Consider the following 18,817-nt stretch of genomic DNA (forward strand, 5'->3'; position numbering starts at 1 on the left):
CGCAGGCCCCTGCAGGAGCTCACATCCACAGAGAAGACCGTCAACCGGGCCCTGGCTGCGGCACGGGCACCGGTCGAACGCGCGTCGCCCGCCTGAAGTCCTGGCGGATCTTCCGCAGATCCCGATGCAGCCCAAATCGCATGACGTCAATCGCCAAGGCCGTCCTCACCCTGGAGCGGCAACGCTGAAGAAGCTCACTGTCAAGGTGAGTTTGCGGTGGACCTCGGGTGAGGGCGGTCGCTCGCCCGGTCGGCGGGATGGGTAGGGGAAGACGGGCCGTTTGCGGGTGCGGGGGTAGCTGCGTGGGCGGGCTTTCGCGTCGAGGAGGCGGCGGCTGTCGGCGGCGGGTGGTGGCCTTGCGCCGTGCGATGAAGGGAACTCCCAGGTGGGTGGGATCGAGAAGCGGTCCGGGCCGGGGCGCGGGTAGCGTCCCGGCCCCGGGTTCCGAGCTAGACAGACGTACGTTCGAGGGCGGCCAACTCCCGCTGGACCAGCTCCTCGTGCGCCCGCTCGTCCTCGCGGGCCTTGCGCGGGCTCCACCGGCCGGCCATCACGAAGACGAACGGCAGGAAGAGGACCTGACCGGCGACGCAGATCCACCACCACGTCTGCCACTGGTGCGGGCTGTCCTCGGCCGCCTTGTGCACCTGGGCACCGTGCGCCTTGAGGTAGGCCAGATCAGCCGCCGGTATGGCCGTGTTCGCCGACTTCAGCACCTTCACGTACTTGTTGACCAACTGTAGGTCGGACTGGACCGCGGGGTCGGCGAGGCTCTTCAGCAGAGCGGCCGCCTTCGACTGGGTGACGTGCAGCTTGCCCTTGATTGCGCCCACCGCCGCGGCGCCGGCTGTGGGGTCGCTCGGGTCGGCGTCCAGTGCTGCCAGCGTCGCCGGGGGCACCGCTTGGACGGCCCCCAGCTGCGGCGCCCGGTTGACCACGGCGGCTGAGACTGCCTGAGCCTGCTCCGGCGTCGCACCCTGCTCGCGCGCCACCTCGCCCAGGGCCTTGGCCAGCGCCCGGACGTCGCTCTGGTCGGCGGCGAGGGCCTTCGCCGTTGCCGGGTCGAGGGACTGCAGCACGCCCAGCGGCTGCTTGTACTCCGTGACCAGTTCCTGTACTCGGGCGCCGTGATCGACCAGGGGCGAGGTCGCCGGCACGATCAGGGGCAGGACCGCCACGGAGGCGGTCACCACCAGCCGGATGATCCACCCCCACACAGCCAGGCCGGTCGCCGTGGCGGCCGGGTTGTGCCGCTCCACGGTCTCGGTGAAGCTCGCCATCCACGCGACGAAGGCCATGCCTTCGCCCGCAGCGGCGAGCATGAAGTACACCGCGAGGGTGTAGTAACCCTGATGGTGCGTGGCCGACAGCGCGAACAGGACCGTGCCGACCAGGCTGGTCGCGGCGCCGATGATCATGAATGGCTTGCGCACGCGGAAGCGGTCGGACAGCGCGCCGACCACGACCAGCGCGATGGCGTGGGTGATCCAGAACCAGTTGGCCAGCGAGTTCGCGCGGGCTGGCGAGTAGCCGTACACAGCTGCGAAATAGACGACAACGAAGCCGGACAGGATGTAGTACAGCAGCAGGTAGATGCTGATTGCGAAGGCCGAGCCGACGACATCGAAGCGCAGCATCTGCCGCCAGTGGCCCTTGAGCGCCTGCTCCGAGTCGATACCCGCGGCCCGGGCCTCGATCAACGCACGGTCGCGCATGCTGACCATCAGTTGGTCACGCAGCGCCGGGGAGAGCTCCCGCAGGCCCAACAGTGTCACCAGCCAGACGAGCGCGCCGACGACACCGCACAGGTAGAACTGGAAGCGCCAGTCGGGGTGGCTGGCCAGGGTGTGACTGGACACCTCGGTCACCACAAGGCTGCCGAGCACCGGGCCCAGGGTCCAGAAACCCATGGCGGACCCGCGGCCGATCTGCGGCGAGAAGTCGCGGATCAGCGCCGGCGTAGCCACCAGGACGATGCCCTCGACGAAGCTGAGCACCGCGAAGAGCGTCATGTACAGCGACCCGGTCGGCGCGTGCGGCAGGCCGAGCCCGATGATCAGCGCTGTGACCAGCAGACCGGCGACGACCAGGTTGGCCCGTCCCCAGCGGTCGGCCATGCCGGCGAACAGCGATGCGAATGCGCCGACCAGGTTGCCAACGACCGCGATGAGGACGAAGGAGGTGAACGGCAGGTGCAGGTCCGACATGATCTGCGTCGCCACGGCGCCTTGGATATAGAGCTCGTAGTACAGCATTACGGTCCCGAGCACCGTGATCGCCAGGAAGCGGTAGCGTGCATTCTTTTCAGGGTAGTTGTGGAGCTCGCGGCCCCAGAGGCGGCGAAATACAGGGGCTGGCGGGAAAGTGGTTTCCTGCGGCGTGGATGTCGTACTCATGGGTGGTTCCTTCTCTGGCGCGCGGGCGGGCGCGGAGGGAGGGTGAAGGGCCAGGCCAGGTAAGGGACAAGTGATTCCTTCACCTGAGGCGGGGTGCCGGGCCGGCGCAGGCACGACGTGCTTGCCCGCTTCAAGATCGTGCCGTCGATCGGCACCGATTGTTTCGACGTGCGCACCTCCTTAAGTCCGCTGCTGGTGATGTGCGCCATAAGACTCCACGCGAGCCGGAGCGTCAACGACAGCTTTCCGCCTACGGGAAAGTTGATAGCACGTGAATCGTCACGTGTGAGATCTAGATCCTGGCCGGGCTGCACCGAGTTTCAGAATGGCAGCAGGCCGGATCCGCCCGGTATCCGCTCTGGTGGATGTCGGCCGGGTGGGAACGAGTCGACACGCTATTTCGGCATAGAGCACTCATGCATTGCACAAATTGCAGGTTGTGCCGTCCCTCGCGCTGGCCGACGCCGGAAACTTCGCAGCCGTGGTCGTCTATGGCCGTATTGTGAGATCCGATCTTGCGCGCCGATTATGCCGGGCGTCGTCGGTGATACCTCACACTGCCCCGAGGACCGTTCCGCCGTCAGCCTGGATCACGGCGCCCGTCACGAAGCTGGACAGGTCGGTGGTTAGGAATTCGATGACATTCGCCAGGTCTTCCGGTGTCCCATTCCGGCGCAGAGCGTTCTTCTGGGCCGTCCCGGGAGCGTCGGTCGAGAGCTGCAGCAAACGTCCGGTATCCGTGTATCCGGGAGCCAGGCAGTTCGCGTGGATTCCGTACTCACCGACGTCCTGGGCAAGGTAGCGCGTGTACATGGCGATGCCCGCCTTGGCCGTCCCGTAGTGTGCATATCCGCCTGCCTCGCCGGCCTGGCCGCCCGATCCCGAGCTGATCGTCACGATCTTTCCCGTCCGCGCCTGCTTCATGTAGGGGGCGACGGCGTTCACCGAGAAGATCGTGCCGTACAGGTTCCGCTCGATGACGAGCGTGAGGTCCTGTGCCGCCAGATCCGACGCGCGCGTGGTCATCGGGGTGCCGGATCCGCCCCCCGCGTTGGCCACAAGGATGTCGATGCGTCCCCATGTGTCGAAGACGGCCTTGGCCATGTCTTCGAGTGCCCCCCTGTCGGCCACGTCGAGCTCGAAACCGAGCGCGCGGCGGCCCAGGTTCTCGATCTCCTTGACCGTCGACTCGGCGGTCATGAGATCCGCCTCCGCCTGGAACTCCCTGTACGAGGTAAGGCTCTTGTCCACCACCGCGACATCGGCGCCGAGCGAGGCCAGACGCAGCGCGTAGACTCGGCCCAGCCCTCGTCCCGCCCCGGTCACGATCGCGGTCTTGCCGTTCAACTTGCCCATGAGCACCCGCTCTCCGCACGTAGATGGATCGGCGGGGTGCCCCGGATCCGGCAGGCGCGCCGACCCGACGACACCCCGCACCGCAGATCAGTCCGGAGCCTATGGGCGCTCCCAGAAGGCGCGGACGTCGTCCGCCATCCGGACACCCTGGGCGTAGCCCGTCTTCGCCACCGTGGACCGCAGGTCGGGATTCATCGGGTTCTCGCCGCGAGCCCGTGCCGAGGCCTCGTCGAGGGTGATCGTGCACACCTCGCTCGTATCCGAGATGTCCCGCACGTCAGGCTGATCCGGCAGATCCGAGACCTTCAACACCAACACCTTGGCGTAACCCTCGGCCATGTCGGTGTTCGTGTTCGAGCGCAGCCCCCCGTCGTAGTAGCGCGTGCCGTCGATCGTCACGGCCGGCCAGACTCGCGGGACGGAGCAGCTGGCGGCGACCGCGTCGACCAGGCCCACGCCGGAGGATTTGTTCCAAACCTTGAACTCGCCGGTGTCCGCCTGGATCACCGTGATCCCGATCAGCTTCTCCGGCCACTCGTGGCTGGGAAGACGGGACTTGATGATGGCGAGACGTTCCGGCTCGGGCACGCGGTCCTTCTCGAGTGCCCACGAGCCCACGATCTTCCGGCACTCGACGGCGTCGGGCGTGTTCTCGACGACGTCTCGCCACTCTTCGAGCATCTTGGGTACGTCGACGTCGATGATGGGCGGCTCGTATGCTCCGGTTCCATCGACCTGGTCTCGATACAGCTTCTCCATTGACGTGGCCGTGGACTGGACGGCAACGACCGCTCCGGCCGAAGTGCCCAGGATGTAGTCGGCGTCGGTGACCACGACACCCTGGCTCTCGAGGCCGGCGAGGAAACCGGTCTCCCAAGCGATTCCGAGCACCCCGCCTCCGGCGAGCACAAGTGCCTTGTCCTTCTTGCTGCTCATATGTGACTTCCCTTCATTCGCATCGCAACGCTGCCCTCGGCAGCAAATCCTCGAATCGTGACGACCAATCGACACCACGACATGATGTGAATAATCGCCCGCATATTTTCCGCTCGTGGAATCTCGCTGGAAACTTGGAGAGGCAGTGAAGTTCCGACTTAACTCCGAATCAAGCGTCAGCGTGATTCGATCGGTGCAGCTCACTCTCCACCTCGTCGACGACATAGGAATACATCTGCGTACGGTCGAAGAGCTTTGCCTCGTCCTCGGCGACCAAGGCACGGAAGTCGGAGTCCTGTGCGCTTTGGAATTGAGTTTCGAAGAGCTCTTGATCGCTGATCCACAGCTCCATGATCACGTCGAATCCCGCCGAGCGGACGGCGCCGGTGGTCGGATCCGCGATGGGTGTCAGATAGCGCCGTACGTAGCGCTTGATCCCCGGGTGATCGAGAAGTCCAGCGAAGATTTTGACGTGATGGTTCTCGTAATAGTCCCGAAACTCCTCGTCTGACAGGCCGTCTCGCTTCTTGAGAAGACACACTACCTTGATCACAGCGTTCAATCCCTTCAACTTGTCAGAGGCCGCACGCCGCGTTGAGTGCCAGAGGATCCAGATAGAAGACCGTGAAATCGCGGATAAGGCCGTCGTCGAACGTAATGAATTGAGCCAGCCGGGCGTCCGCGGTTCTGCCCGTCGCCCGCGACGTGAGCTGCACTCGCATGCTGATGGCCACTCCGTCTTCCCCGTTGAAGTACTTTACATCGGTGATGACCATCGAGACCCAGGTATCCGAGAGCATGGCGAAGAACCGCTTGACTCCTTCAATCCCGCGCCAGTCACCGGGAAAGGGCACGGACGGGCCCATATGCATGACGGCCTCGGGGTGAAGGCAGGCGGCCATCTCAGCGAAAGACGCTCCGTCTCGAGCACCGCCTGCCGCGATGTATCGCATCTCCGCGTCATAAAACGCATCAAGCACGGAGGTTGGGTCCAGCCGTGTAATTTCGGGCGCCGGATCAGGAATCATGGGTGTTTCTCCTCCGACTGGCCACGCCGCATAGAACTGGAATACGGAATACGGCGGGGCGGAATCATCACGGTGCGTGATTACCCAGCACGAGTGTGCCGGCGGCCATGAACATGCCGCCGTTGCCCTGGGCCACGCTGATCTCGACATCCGGTACCTGTGCCGCAGCCTGCCCGCGGAGCTGTCGCACCGATTCCTGGATCAGGAACATCCCGTACATGCCGGTGTGCGTGTAGGACAGGCCGCCACCATTGGTATTCAGGGGCAGTTGGCCGCCCGGTTCGGTGTTGCCCTCGAAGATGAACGCGCCAGCCTCGCCGCGGCCGACGAAGCCCATGTCCTCCAATCCGTAGATCGGCACATGGGCGAACGCGTCGTAGATCATCAGGTGGTCGACGTCCCGGTGGGCGATGCCGGCTTCGGTGAACGCGGCGGCCGACGACCTGCTGAACGCGGCCGAGGTGGTGAAGTCCTGCATCTGCGAGATCAGCGGGGATTCGAACGTCTCGCCGCTACCGAGGATGTACACGGGGGGCTGCGGCAGGTCCGCGGCGCGCTCCGCCGTTGTGATCACCAGTGCGCCTCCGCCATCGGTGACCAGGCAGCATTCCAGCAGATGCAGCGGGTAGGAGATCATCCGCGAGTTGAGCACATCTTCGACAGTGATCGGCTCACGGAACATGGCCCGCGGATTGCGGGCGGCCCACTTGCGCTGTGCCACCGCCACCGACGCCAGCTGCTCGGGGGACAACCCGAACTCTTTCATGTACCGCACCAGCGGAATGGTGAAAATCGTGGGTGGTCCGAGTACCCCGTACGGGGCTTCGAACTGCGCGTTCGGGCTCGACGGGGGGTGCTGGAACGGCGGCTCGCCGACGCGGGACCTTCCAGACTCGCCGTGGGTGATCAGCACCGTGGTCGCATGCCCGGCGCGGATGGCCGCGACGGCGTGGCGGACGTGCAGCAGAAATGAGGCACCGCCCACGTCCGTGCCGTCGATCCAGCGTGGCGTGATGCCCAGCGCGTGGGCCACCTGAACGGGGCCAGGGCAGCCGGACACGCCAGCAATACCGTCGATATCGGTCATTCGCAGGCCGGCGTCCGCGACGGCGTTGCGTGCGCCCTCGACGTGCAATCGCAGACTGGAGTGGTCGGGCAGCACGCCGATCTCATCGGTCTCGGCCGCGCCGACGATCGCCACGGCGCTGGTACTCATCGCTGTCCCCCCAACTCGGCCGGGGCGAACTGGGGAATGGTCACATCGCCGCGTTTTTCGAAGGTGACCGTCAGGTCCATGCCGAGCACGAGGTTGTCCGGCGTGTTCTCCACGCCGACGATGTTGCACATCATTCGCGGCCCCTCAGCGAGTTGCACCACGGCGATGGCGTACGGCACGTCGGCTTCGAAGCCCGGAGCCGCCCGGTGGGTGATCGTGTAGGAATACAACGTGCCGCGGCCACTGGTGGTGATCCATTCCAGAGCGCCCGAGGCGCAGAAGGGGCAGCACGGACGCGGGTAGAAGAAGGGCCTCTCACAGTCGGTGCACCGCTGGATCTGCAGTGTTCCTGCGGCGGCGGCATCGAAGAAGGGCTGTGTCTCCGGTGTGGGCGCCGGTACTGGCCTTGCGGTGGGCAGCATCGTGCTCCCTTCTAGTCGGCGTTCGGCGCCGGTCCCCGCCGTCAAGGGCGGGTGGCGTCGGTGACGGTTACGGGATCGAGGTAGAACACCGTGAAGTCCCTGATGAGGCCATCGTCGAAGAGGATGAGCTGCCCGATCGGCACGTCCACACGACGGCCCGTTGCCCGTGCAACCGCCCGCATGCGATGGCTGATCGCCACACCGTCAGCACTCACGAAATAGCGAGCTTCGCTCAGGTTGAGCGACTGCCAAGTCCGGGAGAAGACGCCGAAGAACCTCTCGACGCCGGCAACACCGACCCAGTCCCCGGGATACGGCACCGACGGCCCTTGACGCAAAACTACGTCCGGATGCAGATGCGCTCCCATCTCGGCGAAGCTGGCACCGCCCTCAGCCCCGCCGGCGGACACATACCGAACCTCAGCGGCGTAAAAAGCTGTCAAGCACGGCCGTGACGCTCATACCACCCCGGCGTTCGCCCTGCTGATCGTTCATGACAACACCTCCCTCGGAGTCCTCGGCCCGAGCATTCGTCGACTCGGCTACGGCAAGGAAGCCGCCAGCAGTGTGGGCACGCCACTCCCGCGACCGACGGCCCACCTTCCGCGGACAGGAAAACGCGTCTGGACAGCACCCAAAGCGGTGCCCTGCCGCACGCGACGCCTCGTCAGGCGCCGTGGTCGCGCTTGACACATCCTTGCACGCGACTTAGCTTTCAACCAGAGTTCTAGAATAGAATTCTGTAATCTAGATCTGAGGCTGCCGACGGACGGGCCGAACGTGGCAGCGCCGACACCGAGAAGGAGATGGCATGTCTCACCTGGCCGGAAAAGTCGCCGTGGTCACCGGCGCCGCCCGCGGCATCGGCGCCTCCACCGCCGCCCGCCTGGCCCGCGACGGAGCAACCGTGGCGGTCGTCGACGTCGACGAAGCCCTGACCAAGGAGACGGTCGCCGCCATCGTCGGAACAGGCGGCGAGGCGATCGGCGTCGGCTGCGACGTCTCCGACGAGGCCGACGTCGCGGCGGCGGCGCAGCGGATCATCACCGAAGCTGGCTCCATCGACATCCTGGTCAACAACGCAGGCGTGCTGCGGGACAACCTGCTGTTCAAGATGTCGCTGTCGGACTGGGACACGGTGCTGGGCGTTCACTTGCGCGGCAGCTTCCTCTGGGCCCGCAAAGCACAGGAGACCATGGTCGCCAACCGATGGGGCAAGATCGTTAACCTCTCCAGCACCTCGGCACTCGGCAACCGCGGCCAGGCCAACTACTCCGCCGCGAAAGCCGGACTCCAGGGCTTCACCAGGACTCTCGCCATCGAGCTCGGCCCGTTCAACATCAACGTGAACGCAGTCGCCCCGGGATTCATCGACACAGCGATGACGCGCGCCACCGCGGCCCGCATCGGCGTCGACTTCACGGAGGTGAAGAAGGGGATCGAGCATGAGGTCCCGCTGCGCCGCGCCGGCCGACCGGAAGACGTGGCCAACGTGGTCTCCGCCTTGTGCAGCGAGGACACCTCGTACGTCACCGGCCAGGTCGTCTACGTCGCCGGCGGGCCCCAGTCCTAGGTGCCGCGTGCCGTATCACTCTTCCCCCAATCCCCACTCCGCGCTTCGGATGGCTGCGGCTCAGGAAAGGAATCAACGTTGATCGACTTCTCGCTCTCCGAAGAGGAGCGCGCGGTTCGCGACACCGTCCGCAGCTTCATCTCCCGTGAGGTCATACCACTGGAGGGCCAGGTCCTGCATAACGAGCGTGCCGGCCGCAGCGGCCTCGACGCGGGACAGCTCGAAGAGCTCCAGGGCAAGGCGAAGGCGTCCGGCCTGTGGGGCATCGACACTCCCGAAGAGTACGGCGGAGCGAATCTGGGCCCGGTCATGGCGGCCATCACCGCGATGGAGTCCGGCCGGACCTTCGTCCCGTTCCAGTTCGGCGGCACCGCGGACAACATTCTCTACGCCGGCACCGACGAGCAGAAGAAGGAATTCCTGATCCCCACGATCAACGGTGATCGTCGCAGCTGCTTCGCGATCACCGAGCCCGGCGCCGGTTCGGATGCCCGCGCCATCCGCACGCGGGCGACGAAGGACGGCGACGATTGGGTCATCAACGGTGAGAAGACCTTCATCACCCAGGGCAACGAAGCCGACTTCGTGATGGTCTTCGCCGTCACGGACCCCGAGAAGGGTGCTGACGGCGGGATCACCTGCTTCCTCGTCGACCGCGCGATGGGTTGGCGTTCCGAGCCGATCCCCACCATGGGCCAGTGGGCCCCTGGCTCGCTCGTCTTCGACAACGTCCGGGTGCCGGCACGGAACATTCTTGGTGAGGAGGGACATGGCTTCCGGCTCGCGATGCAGTGGATCGGCCAGGGCCGGTACATGATTCCGGCCAAGGCGGTCGGGGCCTCGGAACGACTGCTCGACATGGCCGTCGAACACGCCAAGAACCGCGTCTCGATGGGCCACCCGATCGCGGACTACCAGGCCATCCAGTGGATGATCGCCGATTCGCACATCGAGATCGAGGCGGTCAAGCTGCTCACCCTGCGCGCGGCGTGGCAACTGCAGCAGGGCAGGAACAACAGCCACGCTTCCTCGATCGCCAAGCTGACCGGAGCGGTCACGGCCAACAAGGTCGTTGACCGCGTCCTGCAGATCCACGGCGGCATGGGCTACACCAAGGAGCTTCCGGTGGAGCGCTGGTACCGGGAGCTGCGCCTGCTGCGCATTTACGAGGGCACCGACGAGATCCAGCGTCGCACGATCGCCCGCAACCTGCTCAAGGGACACGTCAAGCTGGGAGAAATCGGATGATCGAGTTTCGCGCAGCGTCGTCGATCCCCCGTGGCGCCGGGCGCCCGACGCCGGAGCAGGTCCGCGCGCTGTTCAATCCGAGGTCCATCGCACTGATCGGCGCCACCGACAAGTCGTACTGGTCAGAGAGCATCCACGCCAATCTCACGAACCACGGCTTCGAAGGCCCCGTTTATCTGGTCAATCCACGGGGCGCCGTCGTGCACGGCGAGCAGAGCTACGCGACGATCGCCGACCTTCCCGACGGTGTCGAACTCGCCTTCGTCATGGTGCCGACCACCGCCATCCTGGACGTACTCAGAAGTCTGGCGGGCAAGGGCATCGACTCAGCCGTCATCCTCACCGCCGGATTCGGCGAGCTCGGAGCCGAGGGCGCCGAGCTGGAACGACAGGTCGTCGAGTTCGCCACGCGCCGCGGGATGACCTTGCTCGGCCCGAACGGCAACGGCTACATCAACGCCGCCCGGAACACGACCCCGTACGGACTCGTTATCAACCCGCCGCTGCTGCGCGGACCGGTGGGGGTCGTACTGCAGAGCGGCGCCCTGGCCAGCTCAGTCCTCGACTTCGCCCAGGCCCGCAACATCGGGGTCAGTCTCCTGGTCTCGATGGGCAACGAGGCGATGGTCACCCTCACCGACGCGATGCGCTACCTCGTGCAGGATCCCGGCACCAAGGTCATCACGCTGTTCGTCGAATCGGTGCGTCAACCCGAGGAATTCCTGGCCGTGGCCGAGGAGGCGCTGGCCGCCGGAAAACCCGTCGTGGCTCTGAAGGTGGGCCGCAGCAAGAAGGGCTCGGCGGTCGCCAAGGCGCACACCGGCTCGCTGGTCGGGGACGACCGCGTCATCGACGCCGTCTTCGCGCAGCATGGCGTGATCCGCGTCGACAGCCTCGAAGACCTCATCATGACGGCGGGGCTCCTCGCGGAGACGGGGCCGTTGCCCGGCAACCGGATCGGCTTCGTCACCCCCTCGGGCGGCGCCTGCGAAATCATCGCGGACCGCGCCGAGGACGAAGGCCTGGAGATACCCGACTTCGCACCGGCCACCGTCGAGGGCCTGAAGCAAGTGGTCCCGGACTTCGCGACGGTGCACAACCCCCTAGACGTCACCGGCTACATCATGGTCAACTCCATGCTGTTGCGCCAGGCTCTCGCCGTGGTGGACCGGGATCCGGAGATCGACGTGATTGTCCTGGCCACCGAGCCGGCCAGGGACAAGCCCGCCGATCCTTCGCTGCCGCTGGAGTACGCCCGCGGTATCGCCGATGCTGTTCGCGCCTGCACGAAGCCGGTGGTCATAGCGGGCAACATGCTCGTCGACATCACCGCGTTCGGGCGCGAGATCTCCGCCGAGATCGGATATCCGGGAGTCTTGGGTGGCCTGCACCACGCCATGACCGCCCTCGGCCGCGCAGTGTGGTGGTCCGAGTTCCGCCGCTCACCCGTTTCGAGGCGGGCACAGCCCCCGGCGGGCGAATTCCCCCTCGCGCATGAACCGGTTCCCGGAACGACGTGGACCGAGCACGAGGCAGCGGAGTTCCTCGCCGCGAACGGAGTGCCGGTCGTGCCTCAGGAACTGGTCGCGTCTCGAGAAGCGGCTGTCTCCGCCGCGGAACGGCTCGGATTCCCCGTTGTCGTTAAGCTCGCGGCGGCCGATGTCGCCCACAAGAGCGACATCGGCGGGGTACGTCTGGGTCTGGCGTCCTCCGATCAGGTGGCGCACGCGTATGACGCCGTGACCGCGGCGGGTGAGCAGGCGGGCGCGTCGGTGCTGGGAGCGGTGATCCAGCCGATGCGCGAATCGGGCATCGAGCTGATCGTCGGAGTCGTGCGTGACCCGGTGTGGGGTCTCGTGCTTGCAGTCGGCCTCGGCGGGATCTGGGTCGAGATCATGCGCGACACTGCCCTGCGAGTGCTTCCCGTTGCCCACGGCCAGGTGCTGGACGCGCTGCGCGGCCTGCGTGGGGCGGCGCTGTTCAACGGCGCGCGCGGCAACCCCAAGGCCGACCTCGGCGTCGTCGCGGACGCCGTCGTCGCTGTGGCCGGGCTCGCCGGACGGCTCGGTGAGCGGCTCGAGTCACTCGAAGTCAACCCGCTGCTGGTCCGAGGGGACACGGTCGAGGCCCTCGACGCCCTCATCACCTGGAGGTGACCGGGCATGCCGATGAATCTCGACGCCGTCGGGACGACGACCGGCCCGGTGACGGTCGCCTGGGGCCCTGACGACGCCATCCTGTACGCGCTCGGGGTCGGCGCCGGGCAGGACGACCCGCTCCACGATCTCGCCCTGACGACCGAGAACAGCATCGGCGTGCCGCAGCGGGTGCTGCCGACCTTCGGTGCGATCTTGACGGGTTTTCGCGCGCCCTCGGACGGTTCGCCGCGACCACGGATCGATTTCGGCAGCTTCGATCCGGCCCTGCTGGTGCACGCCGAGCAGTCGGTCGCCGTGGCGCGGCCGCTGCCGACATCGGGAACGATGGCGGTGACCACCGAGCTCGTCGGCATCTACGACAAGGGATCCGGAGCGCTCGTGGTCACCGAAGCACGCGGTCGGCTGCCCGAGGACGCGGTTGGCGCCGCCACCGTCGTGACACGGTCAGCGGTCTTCATCCGGGGCGAGGGCGGCTTCGCCAGCACGGGGCCGTCCGACTCGTGGGAGGCGCCCGTCGGTGAACCAGACATGCGCCAGCACGCGTCGACCAGACGCGATCAGGCGTTGCTCTACCAGCTCTCGGGCGATCACAACCCGCTGCACACCGATCCGAAGTTCGCCACCAAGGCCGGGTTCGAGCGCCCGATCCTGCACGGCATGTGCACCTACGGCGTCATCGCACGCCACCTGCTCGACGCGCTCGCCGACGGCGACCCCGTACGCTTCAGCTCGATCAGCGGCCGGTTCAGCCGACCCGTCTACCCGGGCGACGCGCTCACGGTGAACGTCTGGCGTACCGGCACGCTCGCCCGGTTTCGCGTGACCGGGCCGAAGGGCGACGTGGTGCTCGATCGTGGCACATTCGTCCTCCGGGAGAACTGAGAAGTTGTAGGGGCGAGGCGACTACGCCTCCAGGCGTGGATCCAGTTTGCGAACCATCTTCAGGGCCTCCGCGGTCAGGGCGTTGGCCTGCCGCTTCGACGAGCTGGCTGCGATCTCCTGGCCCGCCTCCCCGATGAGCATCGTGAGCGCGAGCACCGTGAGCCGGCCGTGAGCGTTATTGCGTACGTTCAGCAGGAGACCGCTGTCGCGTACCCATACCCGCCCGTGTTCCCGGCGCAACTGCTCGAATCCAGGCGGACTGTCACCGGACGTGAACACCAGCTCCAGATCACGATGGGTCCAGGACAGTCCCAGCCAGGCTCGGGCACCCGCGACGAACACGTTGATTGGGTCGGTTTCGCCGCCCGCTTGTGCCTTGGCGATGGCCTCGGTCACGATGCGGTCGCGCTCGCCCCGGAAGTCCTCCCACAACGCGATGAACAGCTCCGTCTTGCCGCCGAAATGGTGGTAGAGACTGCCCACGCTGGAGCCGGCCCGCTCCACGACCTTCGCCACGCTGGCATTGGTGAAGCCGTCCTCGGCGAACACCGCTCGCGCGGCCTCGAGCAGGCCCCTACGGGTCTCGGCAGTCGTACCCCACTGCCAGCCGCTCTTGCCACCGACTGCCACGCTGCCGGCCGTCCGTGCCACGACGCTCCTCCCCGTGTTCATGTCGGCGCCTCAAGCTCCGACATAGACTATACCGAACCCATTATTAGAACGTCCGACTACAACTGGGGGGCAGGTAGATTTCAGTGCAGTTGCGGTGCCCATGCGGAGTGCTGATCCAGGGCGAGGACGAGGACGACCTCGTCGAGAAGGCCCAGGGGCATCTGCGGGACGTGCATCCGGGCCGGGAGTACACGCGGGAGCAGATCCTGTTCTTCGCCGACCCACCTCTTCCGGAACAAAAGCGGGACTCTTGACTCAACATGGAGCAGTTTGTACGGTTAAGTACCGCACCGCTTCGCACCCGTGCTCTTTGCAGGCCGACCGGCTCGCGTGCGGCCCGGCAGCGTCCGGTCCGTCCGGTCGGGCAGAAGGAAGTCGCCGTGGACCAGTACCGGAGAATCTTGACCGAGCCGGAAGACTTCTGGAGCGAGAAAGTAAAGCTGGTTTCGTGGAGCCAGGCTCCCAGCTGGGTTTTGGACTCGGACTCGCCGCCATTCGTCCCGCTGTTCCCGGACGGCCGATTGAACACCTGCTTCAACGCACTTGACCGCCATATAGCGGCCGGGAACGGGGGCCGACTGGCGTTGATCTTCGACAGCCCAGGCACCGGGGCGAAGCAGCGTTTCACGTATGCCGATCTGCACGAGCGGGTCTCCGGATTCGCCGCTGTGCTACGCCGGCTCGGGGTGCGCAAGGGCGACGCCATCGTCATCTACCTGCCGATAATCCCCGAGGCCGTCATCGCCATGCTTGCCTGCGCGCGGATCGGCGCCACGCATTCCTTCCTCGTCGGAGACGTGGCGCCGCGCGAGATCGCCGCACGGATCGATGACGCGAAGCCGAAACTGGTGTTGTCGGCGTCGTGCGGCATCGAGCTACCGCACGTCGTGCCGTACAAGCCCCGCCTCGACCAGGCGATCGAACTTGCCGCCCACACCCCCGACTTCTGTGTGATCAAGCAACGTCACGAGGCGTCGGCCGACCTGCTGAATTCGCGTGACCTGGACTGGGACTTCGTCGTGGACTCGGGCGTCGCAGGCTATGCGGACTGTGTCGACGTGGAGGCGCCCGACGCTCTGTATATCGTCAACGACCCGGGCCCGGGAGGCCCGAGTGGATTGGTGTGCGACAACGGCGGTCACGCGGTTACTCTCGCTTGGGCGATGCGCGACGTCTTCGACATCGGCACCGGCGATGTGTGGTGGGCGACCGCGGACGTCGGTTGCGTCGTGGGCCAGCCCTACATCGTCTACGCACCCCTGCTCGCGGGCGCGACGACGCTCCTATGCGAGGGCAGCGCGATTGGGGCGCCGGACGACGCCGTCGGGCTGTGGCGAGTTGTCGCGGAGTATGGCGTCACCGGCCTGTTCACCACTCCCGGCGCTCTGCGGGCGATCAGGCGGGCGGCCCCCGACGCCAGCCTGCTGGACGGGCACGATCTCTCCACACTGAAGAGGATCTCCCTCGCCGGCGAGCGCCTCGACCCTGAAACATCCCGGTGGGCAGCCAACGTCCTCGGCGTTCCCATCGTCAACGCCTGGGCGCGGACCGAGACACGCGTCAGGGTCCCGCTGCACATGCTCACTTCGGCGACGGTTTAGAGCGCCGACGAACGGGACGTGGACGGCACCTGCCGGTGCGGCCGGATCAGAGAGCGGACGACAGGCGGCGGGCCTGCTCCCACGCCTTGAGCTCAAAGCCGTCGGCAGCCGCTTCGGATGGCGTCAGGACCGGTGGATCGGCAAAGATCCGTCGGGCGACCATGTGGTCACCCGGCCGGTTGACGGTCTCCACGGCCACGAGTTCGTCGCCCCGGAAACACAGAACCGTCTGCTGCCGTGCTTCCGGCGTAGCCAGTTCCACCGTCCTGTCGTGCCCATTGGCGAGGCCGGCGATCTGCAGCTTGAGATCGCCCTGGTCCGACCAGAACCACGGCAGGGCCCGGTACGGGCTCGGGTGTCCGGTCAACCGCGCCGCCACGGTTCGGCCGTGACCGACGGCGTTCTGCACCGACTCCAGCCGCGTCCTCGCCCCTGCGGCGTGCACGCAGGGAAAGCTGACGGCGTCCCCGACCGCGGAGATGTTCGGATCGGCGGTCTGCAGATGCTCATCCACTCGGATGCCGTCGGCCACGAGCAGTCCCGCACTCTCGGCCAAGTCCGCGTTGGGCACGACGCCGATGCCGTACACGACCAGATCGGCCGGCAATGTGCGGCCGTCCGTTGTGACCACGCCGGACACCCGCCCGTCCTCGCCGATGACGCGGGTCAGTCCCCGGCCGAAATCGAACCTCACGCCCCAGTGCTCATGGGCGTTGCGAAAAAACCGCGACGTCGGGGCGGAGAGGGCCCGTGCCATGGGCCGGTCCGCCACATCGACGACGTGGACCGAGGCGTCCAAAGCCGCCGCGACGGCCGCGAACTCCAGGCCGATGAACCCGGCGCCGACGACGACCGCACGTGCTCCGGGGCCGATGCGCCGCGCGACGGCATCGGCGTCGGCCCGCGTGCGCATGCCGAATACACCGGCGAGATCCGCGCCCGGAACCGGCAGCGGGCGGTTCCGGGCACCGGTGGCCAGGACCAGGTGGCTGTAGCGCAGGACCGTCCCGCTCTCCAGGCGCACTTCCCGTGTGCCGCGATCGATGCCGACGGCCCAGTCCCACAAAAGGTGGACGTCTTGGGTCGCGTACCAGTTCTCCTGCCGCAGCGAAAGCCGCGTCGCGTCGAGTTCGCCGAGCAGGTATGCCTTCGACAGCGGCGGACGCTGGTACGGCAGGCCGGGCTCCCCGTTGACCAGGGTGATCGAACCGTCGAATCCGGCCTGTCGAAGCGACGCGGCCGTCTGGTAGCCGGCATGACCGGCACCGATGATGACAACAGCAGACACAGACATCGTTTCTTCCTCCGCGGCGACCGTCCCCAGCACCGGGCCTCGACGACTTACTCCGGCTCAGTTGCGCCGCGGGATGACGACTCTCATCTCCGCGTAGCCCTTGGCGAAATTATTGAAGCTGAGGGTCGGTTCAGTGACCACCTTGATTTCGGGGAAGCGAGCGAGGATCTCCTCCCAGATGACCTTCAACTGCAACTCCGCGAGCCGGTTGCCCAGGCAGCGGTGGATCCCGAAACCGAACGAGAGGTGCTGGCGCGGATTCTTGCGATCGATGACGTACTCGTCGGGCCGCTCGATCTTGTCCTCGTCACGGTTGCCCGAGACGTACCAAAGCGCGACACGGTCGCCCTTCCGGAGCTGCTTGCCGCCGAACTCGACGTCTTTGGTCGTCTTGCGCATCATGTGTGCCAGCGGGGTCTGCCAACGGATGGTCTCTGAGACCATGGACGGGACGAGGGCGGGGTTCTCACGGAGCTTCGCATTCTGCTCCGGAAACTTGTTCAGCGCATAGACCGATGCGCTGATCGTGTTGCGGGTGGTGTCGTTGCCCCCCACCAACAGCACCAAGCCGTCACCGAACAGCTCGGCCACGGTGAACCTCTTCGCGTGCGGGTTATGCGCGAGCAGCGACAGGAAGTCGATCCTCGGCTCCGCCTGCGCACGGCGCTCGATCAGCCCCGAGATGGTTTGGAAGAACTCGCGCATCACCCGATCCCACTCCTCGGCGCTCTCGACGAGATGGCCCGGCATGGGGATCGTGGTTGCGACGTCGGACCAGTAGGTCAGCTTGCGACGGTCCTCCTGGGGGTAGTCGAACAGCGTCGCCAGTGTCATCGCGGTGAGCTCCTTGGAGACTGTGTCGACCCAGTCGAACTCCTCCCCGATCGGAAGCCCGTCCAGGATGGCGCCAGCGCGCTGCCGGATCAGCGGCTCCAGCGCGGCGAGATTCGCCGGCGAGACCCCCTTGGCCACGGCGTTGCGGTGAATCTCGTGCTCAGGGGGGTCCATGCTCAGCAGCGACGACACCCCCTGCTGCCCGAATTCCTCGACCTCCTGTTCACTTGCGCTGCTGTCGTCGAACAGGGCAGTTGACTCGTCCGTCGGCCTTGCGCGGTGCAGCGTGATGCCCGCCTGGGCGGAGAACGTCCGGGGGTCCGTATCCGCAGCCACGATGTCGTCCCACTTGGTGAGCGACCAGTAGGCACCCTGTTCCGTGACCGACTCCGGTGTGAAGTGGACGGGGTCCTCCTTACGCAGTCGCTCGAACGTCCAGTGCATCTCGCCGGACGCGAACCCGGCCGGATCGCCCGGATCGAGCGAGTCCAAGGGCGCGGCGTATATCCGGTCCCGGGCCGCGATCTGCGCGGGTGAGAAGCCCACGCTCTTGTCAGGAGTCGTTGCGCTCACAGCGTTTCCCTTTCGATCTGGTGGTTCTGCCGCCCACAACCGGTCGAGCCGCCAGTGCCGCGGCAGGCGACGTTCGCCCCGTCGCGAGGCCAGGACGCCCTCTCGCCGCACCGGCCGAAAGCCCACGTACATCCAGTACGGGGACTTCTGGCCGGCACGCCGAGAGCACGCATCGGACGCCGGTCCTCAACGGGCGAACGTTGCCTGCCGCGGCACTAGCTCGGTGCGACCTCGACCACCAGGCCGTCCAAGGCCTCGGTGACCTCGATCTGGCAGGACAACCTGCTGTTCTCCCGCACCTCGAAACTGTTCTCGAGCATGGCCTGCTCGACGTCGTTGCGCTCACCCGTCGGCTCTCGCCACTTCTGCTCCACATAGACATGGCAGGTCGCGCATGCCGCCTCGCCCCCGCAGTCCCCATCGATTCCCGGCACGGCGTTGTTGACCGCGATCTCCATGAGTTTCCAGCCGGGTTCCGCCTCCACCGCGCGAGTCGTCTTGTCCGGCAGGACGAAAGTGACCTTCACCACTGGCTTCCCCTTCTGGTTCCGTGATGGCACTGCCGCAGCATCACCCGGCAAGGCGCGGACAGGGCACGGATGCGTTGCCACTCCTAGAATCTACCTC

At 66.4% G+C, this 18,817-nt stretch carries 18 protein-coding genes and 1 pseudogene; 7 read left to right on the top strand and 12 right to left on the bottom strand.

The genetic code is table 11. From position 1 onward, the window contains the following. Positions 1-188: pseudogene (locus AB0M29_RS40880) on the top strand (transposase family protein); the annotation flags it as partial. A gap of 261 nt (positions 189-449) precedes the next feature. Here the strand turns inward: AB0M29_RS40880 and AB0M29_RS40885 are convergent. From AB0M29_RS40885 to AB0M29_RS40920, 8 genes are all read right to left on the bottom strand, one after another. After that, the gene (locus AB0M29_RS40885; protein WP_365391935.1) at positions 450-2,396 is read right to left on the bottom strand and encodes an MFS transporter; all 1,947 of its coding nucleotides are present in this window, start codon (positions 2,394-2,396) and stop codon (positions 450-452) included. 552 nt (positions 2,397-2,948) lie between these two features. Next, entirely contained in the window at positions 2,949-3,752 is an 804-nt protein-coding gene (locus tag AB0M29_RS40890; RefSeq protein WP_365391937.1) for an SDR family NAD(P)-dependent oxidoreductase, read from the bottom strand. A gap of 99 nt (positions 3,753-3,851) precedes the next feature. Then, positions 3,852-4,688, bottom strand: coding sequence for a patatin-like phospholipase family protein (locus AB0M29_RS40895; protein ID WP_365391939.1), 837 nt, complete (start codon positions 4,686-4,688; stop codon positions 3,852-3,854). 169 nt (positions 4,689-4,857) lie between these two features. Beyond that, on the bottom strand, positions 4,858-5,241 hold the full coding sequence (locus AB0M29_RS40900) for an EthD domain-containing protein (RefSeq protein ID WP_365391941.1): 384 nt from the start codon (positions 5,239-5,241) through the stop codon (positions 4,858-4,860). Between the two features lie 22 nt (positions 5,242-5,263). Next, positions 5,264-5,716: a nuclear transport factor 2 family protein gene (locus AB0M29_RS40905; protein ID WP_365391943.1), complete on the bottom strand. Its 453-nt coding sequence runs from the start codon at positions 5,714-5,716 to the stop codon at positions 5,264-5,266. 67 nt (positions 5,717-5,783) lie between these two features. After that, a complete protein-coding gene (locus tag AB0M29_RS40910; protein WP_365391945.1) occupies positions 5,784-6,932 on the bottom strand; it encodes a thiolase in 1,149 nt (382 codons plus the stop codon). Further along, positions 6,929-7,354: a Zn-ribbon domain-containing OB-fold protein gene (locus AB0M29_RS40915; protein ID WP_365391947.1), complete on the bottom strand. Its 426-nt coding sequence runs from the start codon at positions 7,352-7,354 to the stop codon at positions 6,929-6,931. The genes AB0M29_RS40910 and AB0M29_RS40915 overlap by 4 nt, the downstream gene beginning before the upstream one ends. A gap of 41 nt (positions 7,355-7,395) precedes the next feature. Continuing rightward, a complete protein-coding gene (locus AB0M29_RS40920) occupies positions 7,396-7,764 on the bottom strand; it encodes a nuclear transport factor 2 family protein (protein ID WP_365391949.1) in 369 nt (122 codons plus the stop codon). Between the two features lie 401 nt (positions 7,765-8,165). Between AB0M29_RS40920 and AB0M29_RS40925 the strand changes: the two genes are divergently transcribed. The 4 genes from AB0M29_RS40925 to AB0M29_RS40940 all read left to right on the top strand — a co-directional run bounded on the left by AB0M29_RS40925 (position 8,166) and on the right by AB0M29_RS40940 (position 13,216). Continuing rightward, positions 8,166-8,927, top strand: a complete 762-nt coding sequence (locus AB0M29_RS40925) for an SDR family NAD(P)-dependent oxidoreductase (protein WP_365391951.1) — start codon at positions 8,166-8,168, stop codon at positions 8,925-8,927. A 78-nt stretch (positions 8,928-9,005) separates the two neighbouring features. After that, complete coding sequence (locus tag AB0M29_RS40930) at positions 9,006-10,175, top strand: acyl-CoA dehydrogenase family protein (RefSeq protein ID WP_365391953.1); 1,170 nt, start codon at positions 9,006-9,008, stop codon at positions 10,173-10,175. Continuing rightward, positions 10,172-12,331 carry an acetate--CoA ligase family protein gene (locus AB0M29_RS40935; protein ID WP_365391955.1) on the top strand — a complete coding sequence of 720 codons (2,160 nt, stop codon included), beginning with the start codon at positions 10,172-10,174 and terminating at the stop codon, positions 12,329-12,331. Before AB0M29_RS40930 ends, AB0M29_RS40935 begins: the two co-directional genes overlap by 4 nt. Positions 12,332-12,343: 12 nt before the next feature. Further along, on the top strand, positions 12,344-13,216 hold the full coding sequence (locus AB0M29_RS40940) for a MaoC/PaaZ C-terminal domain-containing protein (protein ID WP_365391957.1): 873 nt from the start codon (positions 12,344-12,346) through the stop codon (positions 13,214-13,216). 21 nt (positions 13,217-13,237) lie between these two features. Here AB0M29_RS40940 and AB0M29_RS40945 read toward each other — a convergent pair whose 3' ends face one another. After that, positions 13,238-13,867, bottom strand: a complete 630-nt coding sequence (locus AB0M29_RS40945; RefSeq protein WP_365391959.1) for a helix-turn-helix domain-containing protein — start codon at positions 13,865-13,867, stop codon at positions 13,238-13,240. A 128-nt stretch (positions 13,868-13,995) separates the two neighbouring features. Here AB0M29_RS40945 and AB0M29_RS40950 point away from each other — a divergent pair, with 128 nt between their 5' ends. Continuing rightward, positions 13,996-14,142 carry a hypothetical protein gene (locus AB0M29_RS40950; RefSeq protein ID WP_365391961.1) on the top strand — a complete coding sequence of 49 codons (147 nt, stop codon included), beginning with the start codon at positions 13,996-13,998 and terminating at the stop codon, positions 14,140-14,142. A gap of 126 nt (positions 14,143-14,268) precedes the next feature. Beyond that, positions 14,269-15,489: an AMP-binding protein gene (locus AB0M29_RS40955; RefSeq protein WP_365391963.1), complete on the top strand. Its 1,221-nt coding sequence runs from the start codon at positions 14,269-14,271 to the stop codon at positions 15,487-15,489. A 46-nt stretch (positions 15,490-15,535) separates the two neighbouring features. Here the strand turns inward: AB0M29_RS40955 and AB0M29_RS40960 are convergent, their stop codons facing one another. From AB0M29_RS40960 to AB0M29_RS40970, 3 genes are all read right to left on the bottom strand, one after another. Further along, entirely contained in the window at positions 15,536-16,783 is a 1,248-nt protein-coding gene (locus AB0M29_RS40960; protein ID WP_365391965.1) for an FAD-dependent oxidoreductase, read from the bottom strand. 57 nt (positions 16,784-16,840) lie between these two features. After that, positions 16,841-18,190 carry a cytochrome P450 gene (locus AB0M29_RS40965; protein ID WP_365391967.1) on the bottom strand — a complete coding sequence of 450 codons (1,350 nt, stop codon included), beginning with the start codon at positions 18,188-18,190 and terminating at the stop codon, positions 16,841-16,843. A 215-nt stretch (positions 18,191-18,405) separates the two neighbouring features. Then, complete coding sequence (locus AB0M29_RS40970) at positions 18,406-18,720, bottom strand: 2Fe-2S iron-sulfur cluster-binding protein (RefSeq protein WP_365391969.1); 315 nt, start codon at positions 18,718-18,720, stop codon at positions 18,406-18,408. Between the last annotated feature and the right edge of the window lie 97 nt (positions 18,721-18,817).

The sequence above is a fragment of the Streptomyces sp. NPDC051976 genome, assembly GCF_040680795.1.
Lineage (GTDB): Bacteria > Actinomycetota > Actinomycetes > Streptomycetales > Streptomycetaceae > Actinacidiphila.

Bases quoted from the DNA above. Each gene is read 5' to 3' on its own strand.
- AB0M29_RS40910 (WP_365391945.1), bottom strand. From the start codon at position 6,932: ATGAGTACCAGCGCCGTGGCGATCGTCGGCGCGGCCGAGACCGATGAG.
- AB0M29_RS40935 (WP_365391955.1), top strand. From the start codon at position 10,172: ATGATCGAGTTTCGCGCAGCGTCGTCGATCCCCCGTGGCGCCGGGCGC.
- AB0M29_RS40905 (WP_365391943.1), bottom strand. From the start codon at position 5,716: ATGATTCCTGATCCGGCGCCCGAAATTACACGGCTGGACCCAACCTCC.
- AB0M29_RS40960 (WP_365391965.1), bottom strand. From the start codon at position 16,783: ATGTCTGTGTCTGCTGTTGTCATCATCGGTGCCGGTCATGCCGGCTAC.
- AB0M29_RS40925 (WP_365391951.1), top strand. From the start codon at position 8,166: ATGTCTCACCTGGCCGGAAAAGTCGCCGTGGTCACCGGCGCCGCCCGC.
- AB0M29_RS40915 (WP_365391947.1), bottom strand. From the start codon at position 7,354: ATGCTGCCCACCGCAAGGCCAGTACCGGCGCCCACACCGGAGACACAG.
- AB0M29_RS40895 (WP_365391939.1), bottom strand. From the start codon at position 4,688: ATGAGCAGCAAGAAGGACAAGGCACTTGTGCTCGCCGGAGGCGGGGTG.
- AB0M29_RS40940 (WP_365391957.1), top strand. From the start codon at position 12,344: ATGAATCTCGACGCCGTCGGGACGACGACCGGCCCGGTGACGGTCGCC.
- AB0M29_RS40890 (WP_365391937.1), bottom strand. From the start codon at position 3,752: ATGGGCAAGTTGAACGGCAAGACCGCGATCGTGACCGGGGCGGGACGA.
- AB0M29_RS40885 (WP_365391935.1), bottom strand. From the start codon at position 2,396: ATGAGTACGACATCCACGCCGCAGGAAACCACTTTCCCGCCAGCCCCT.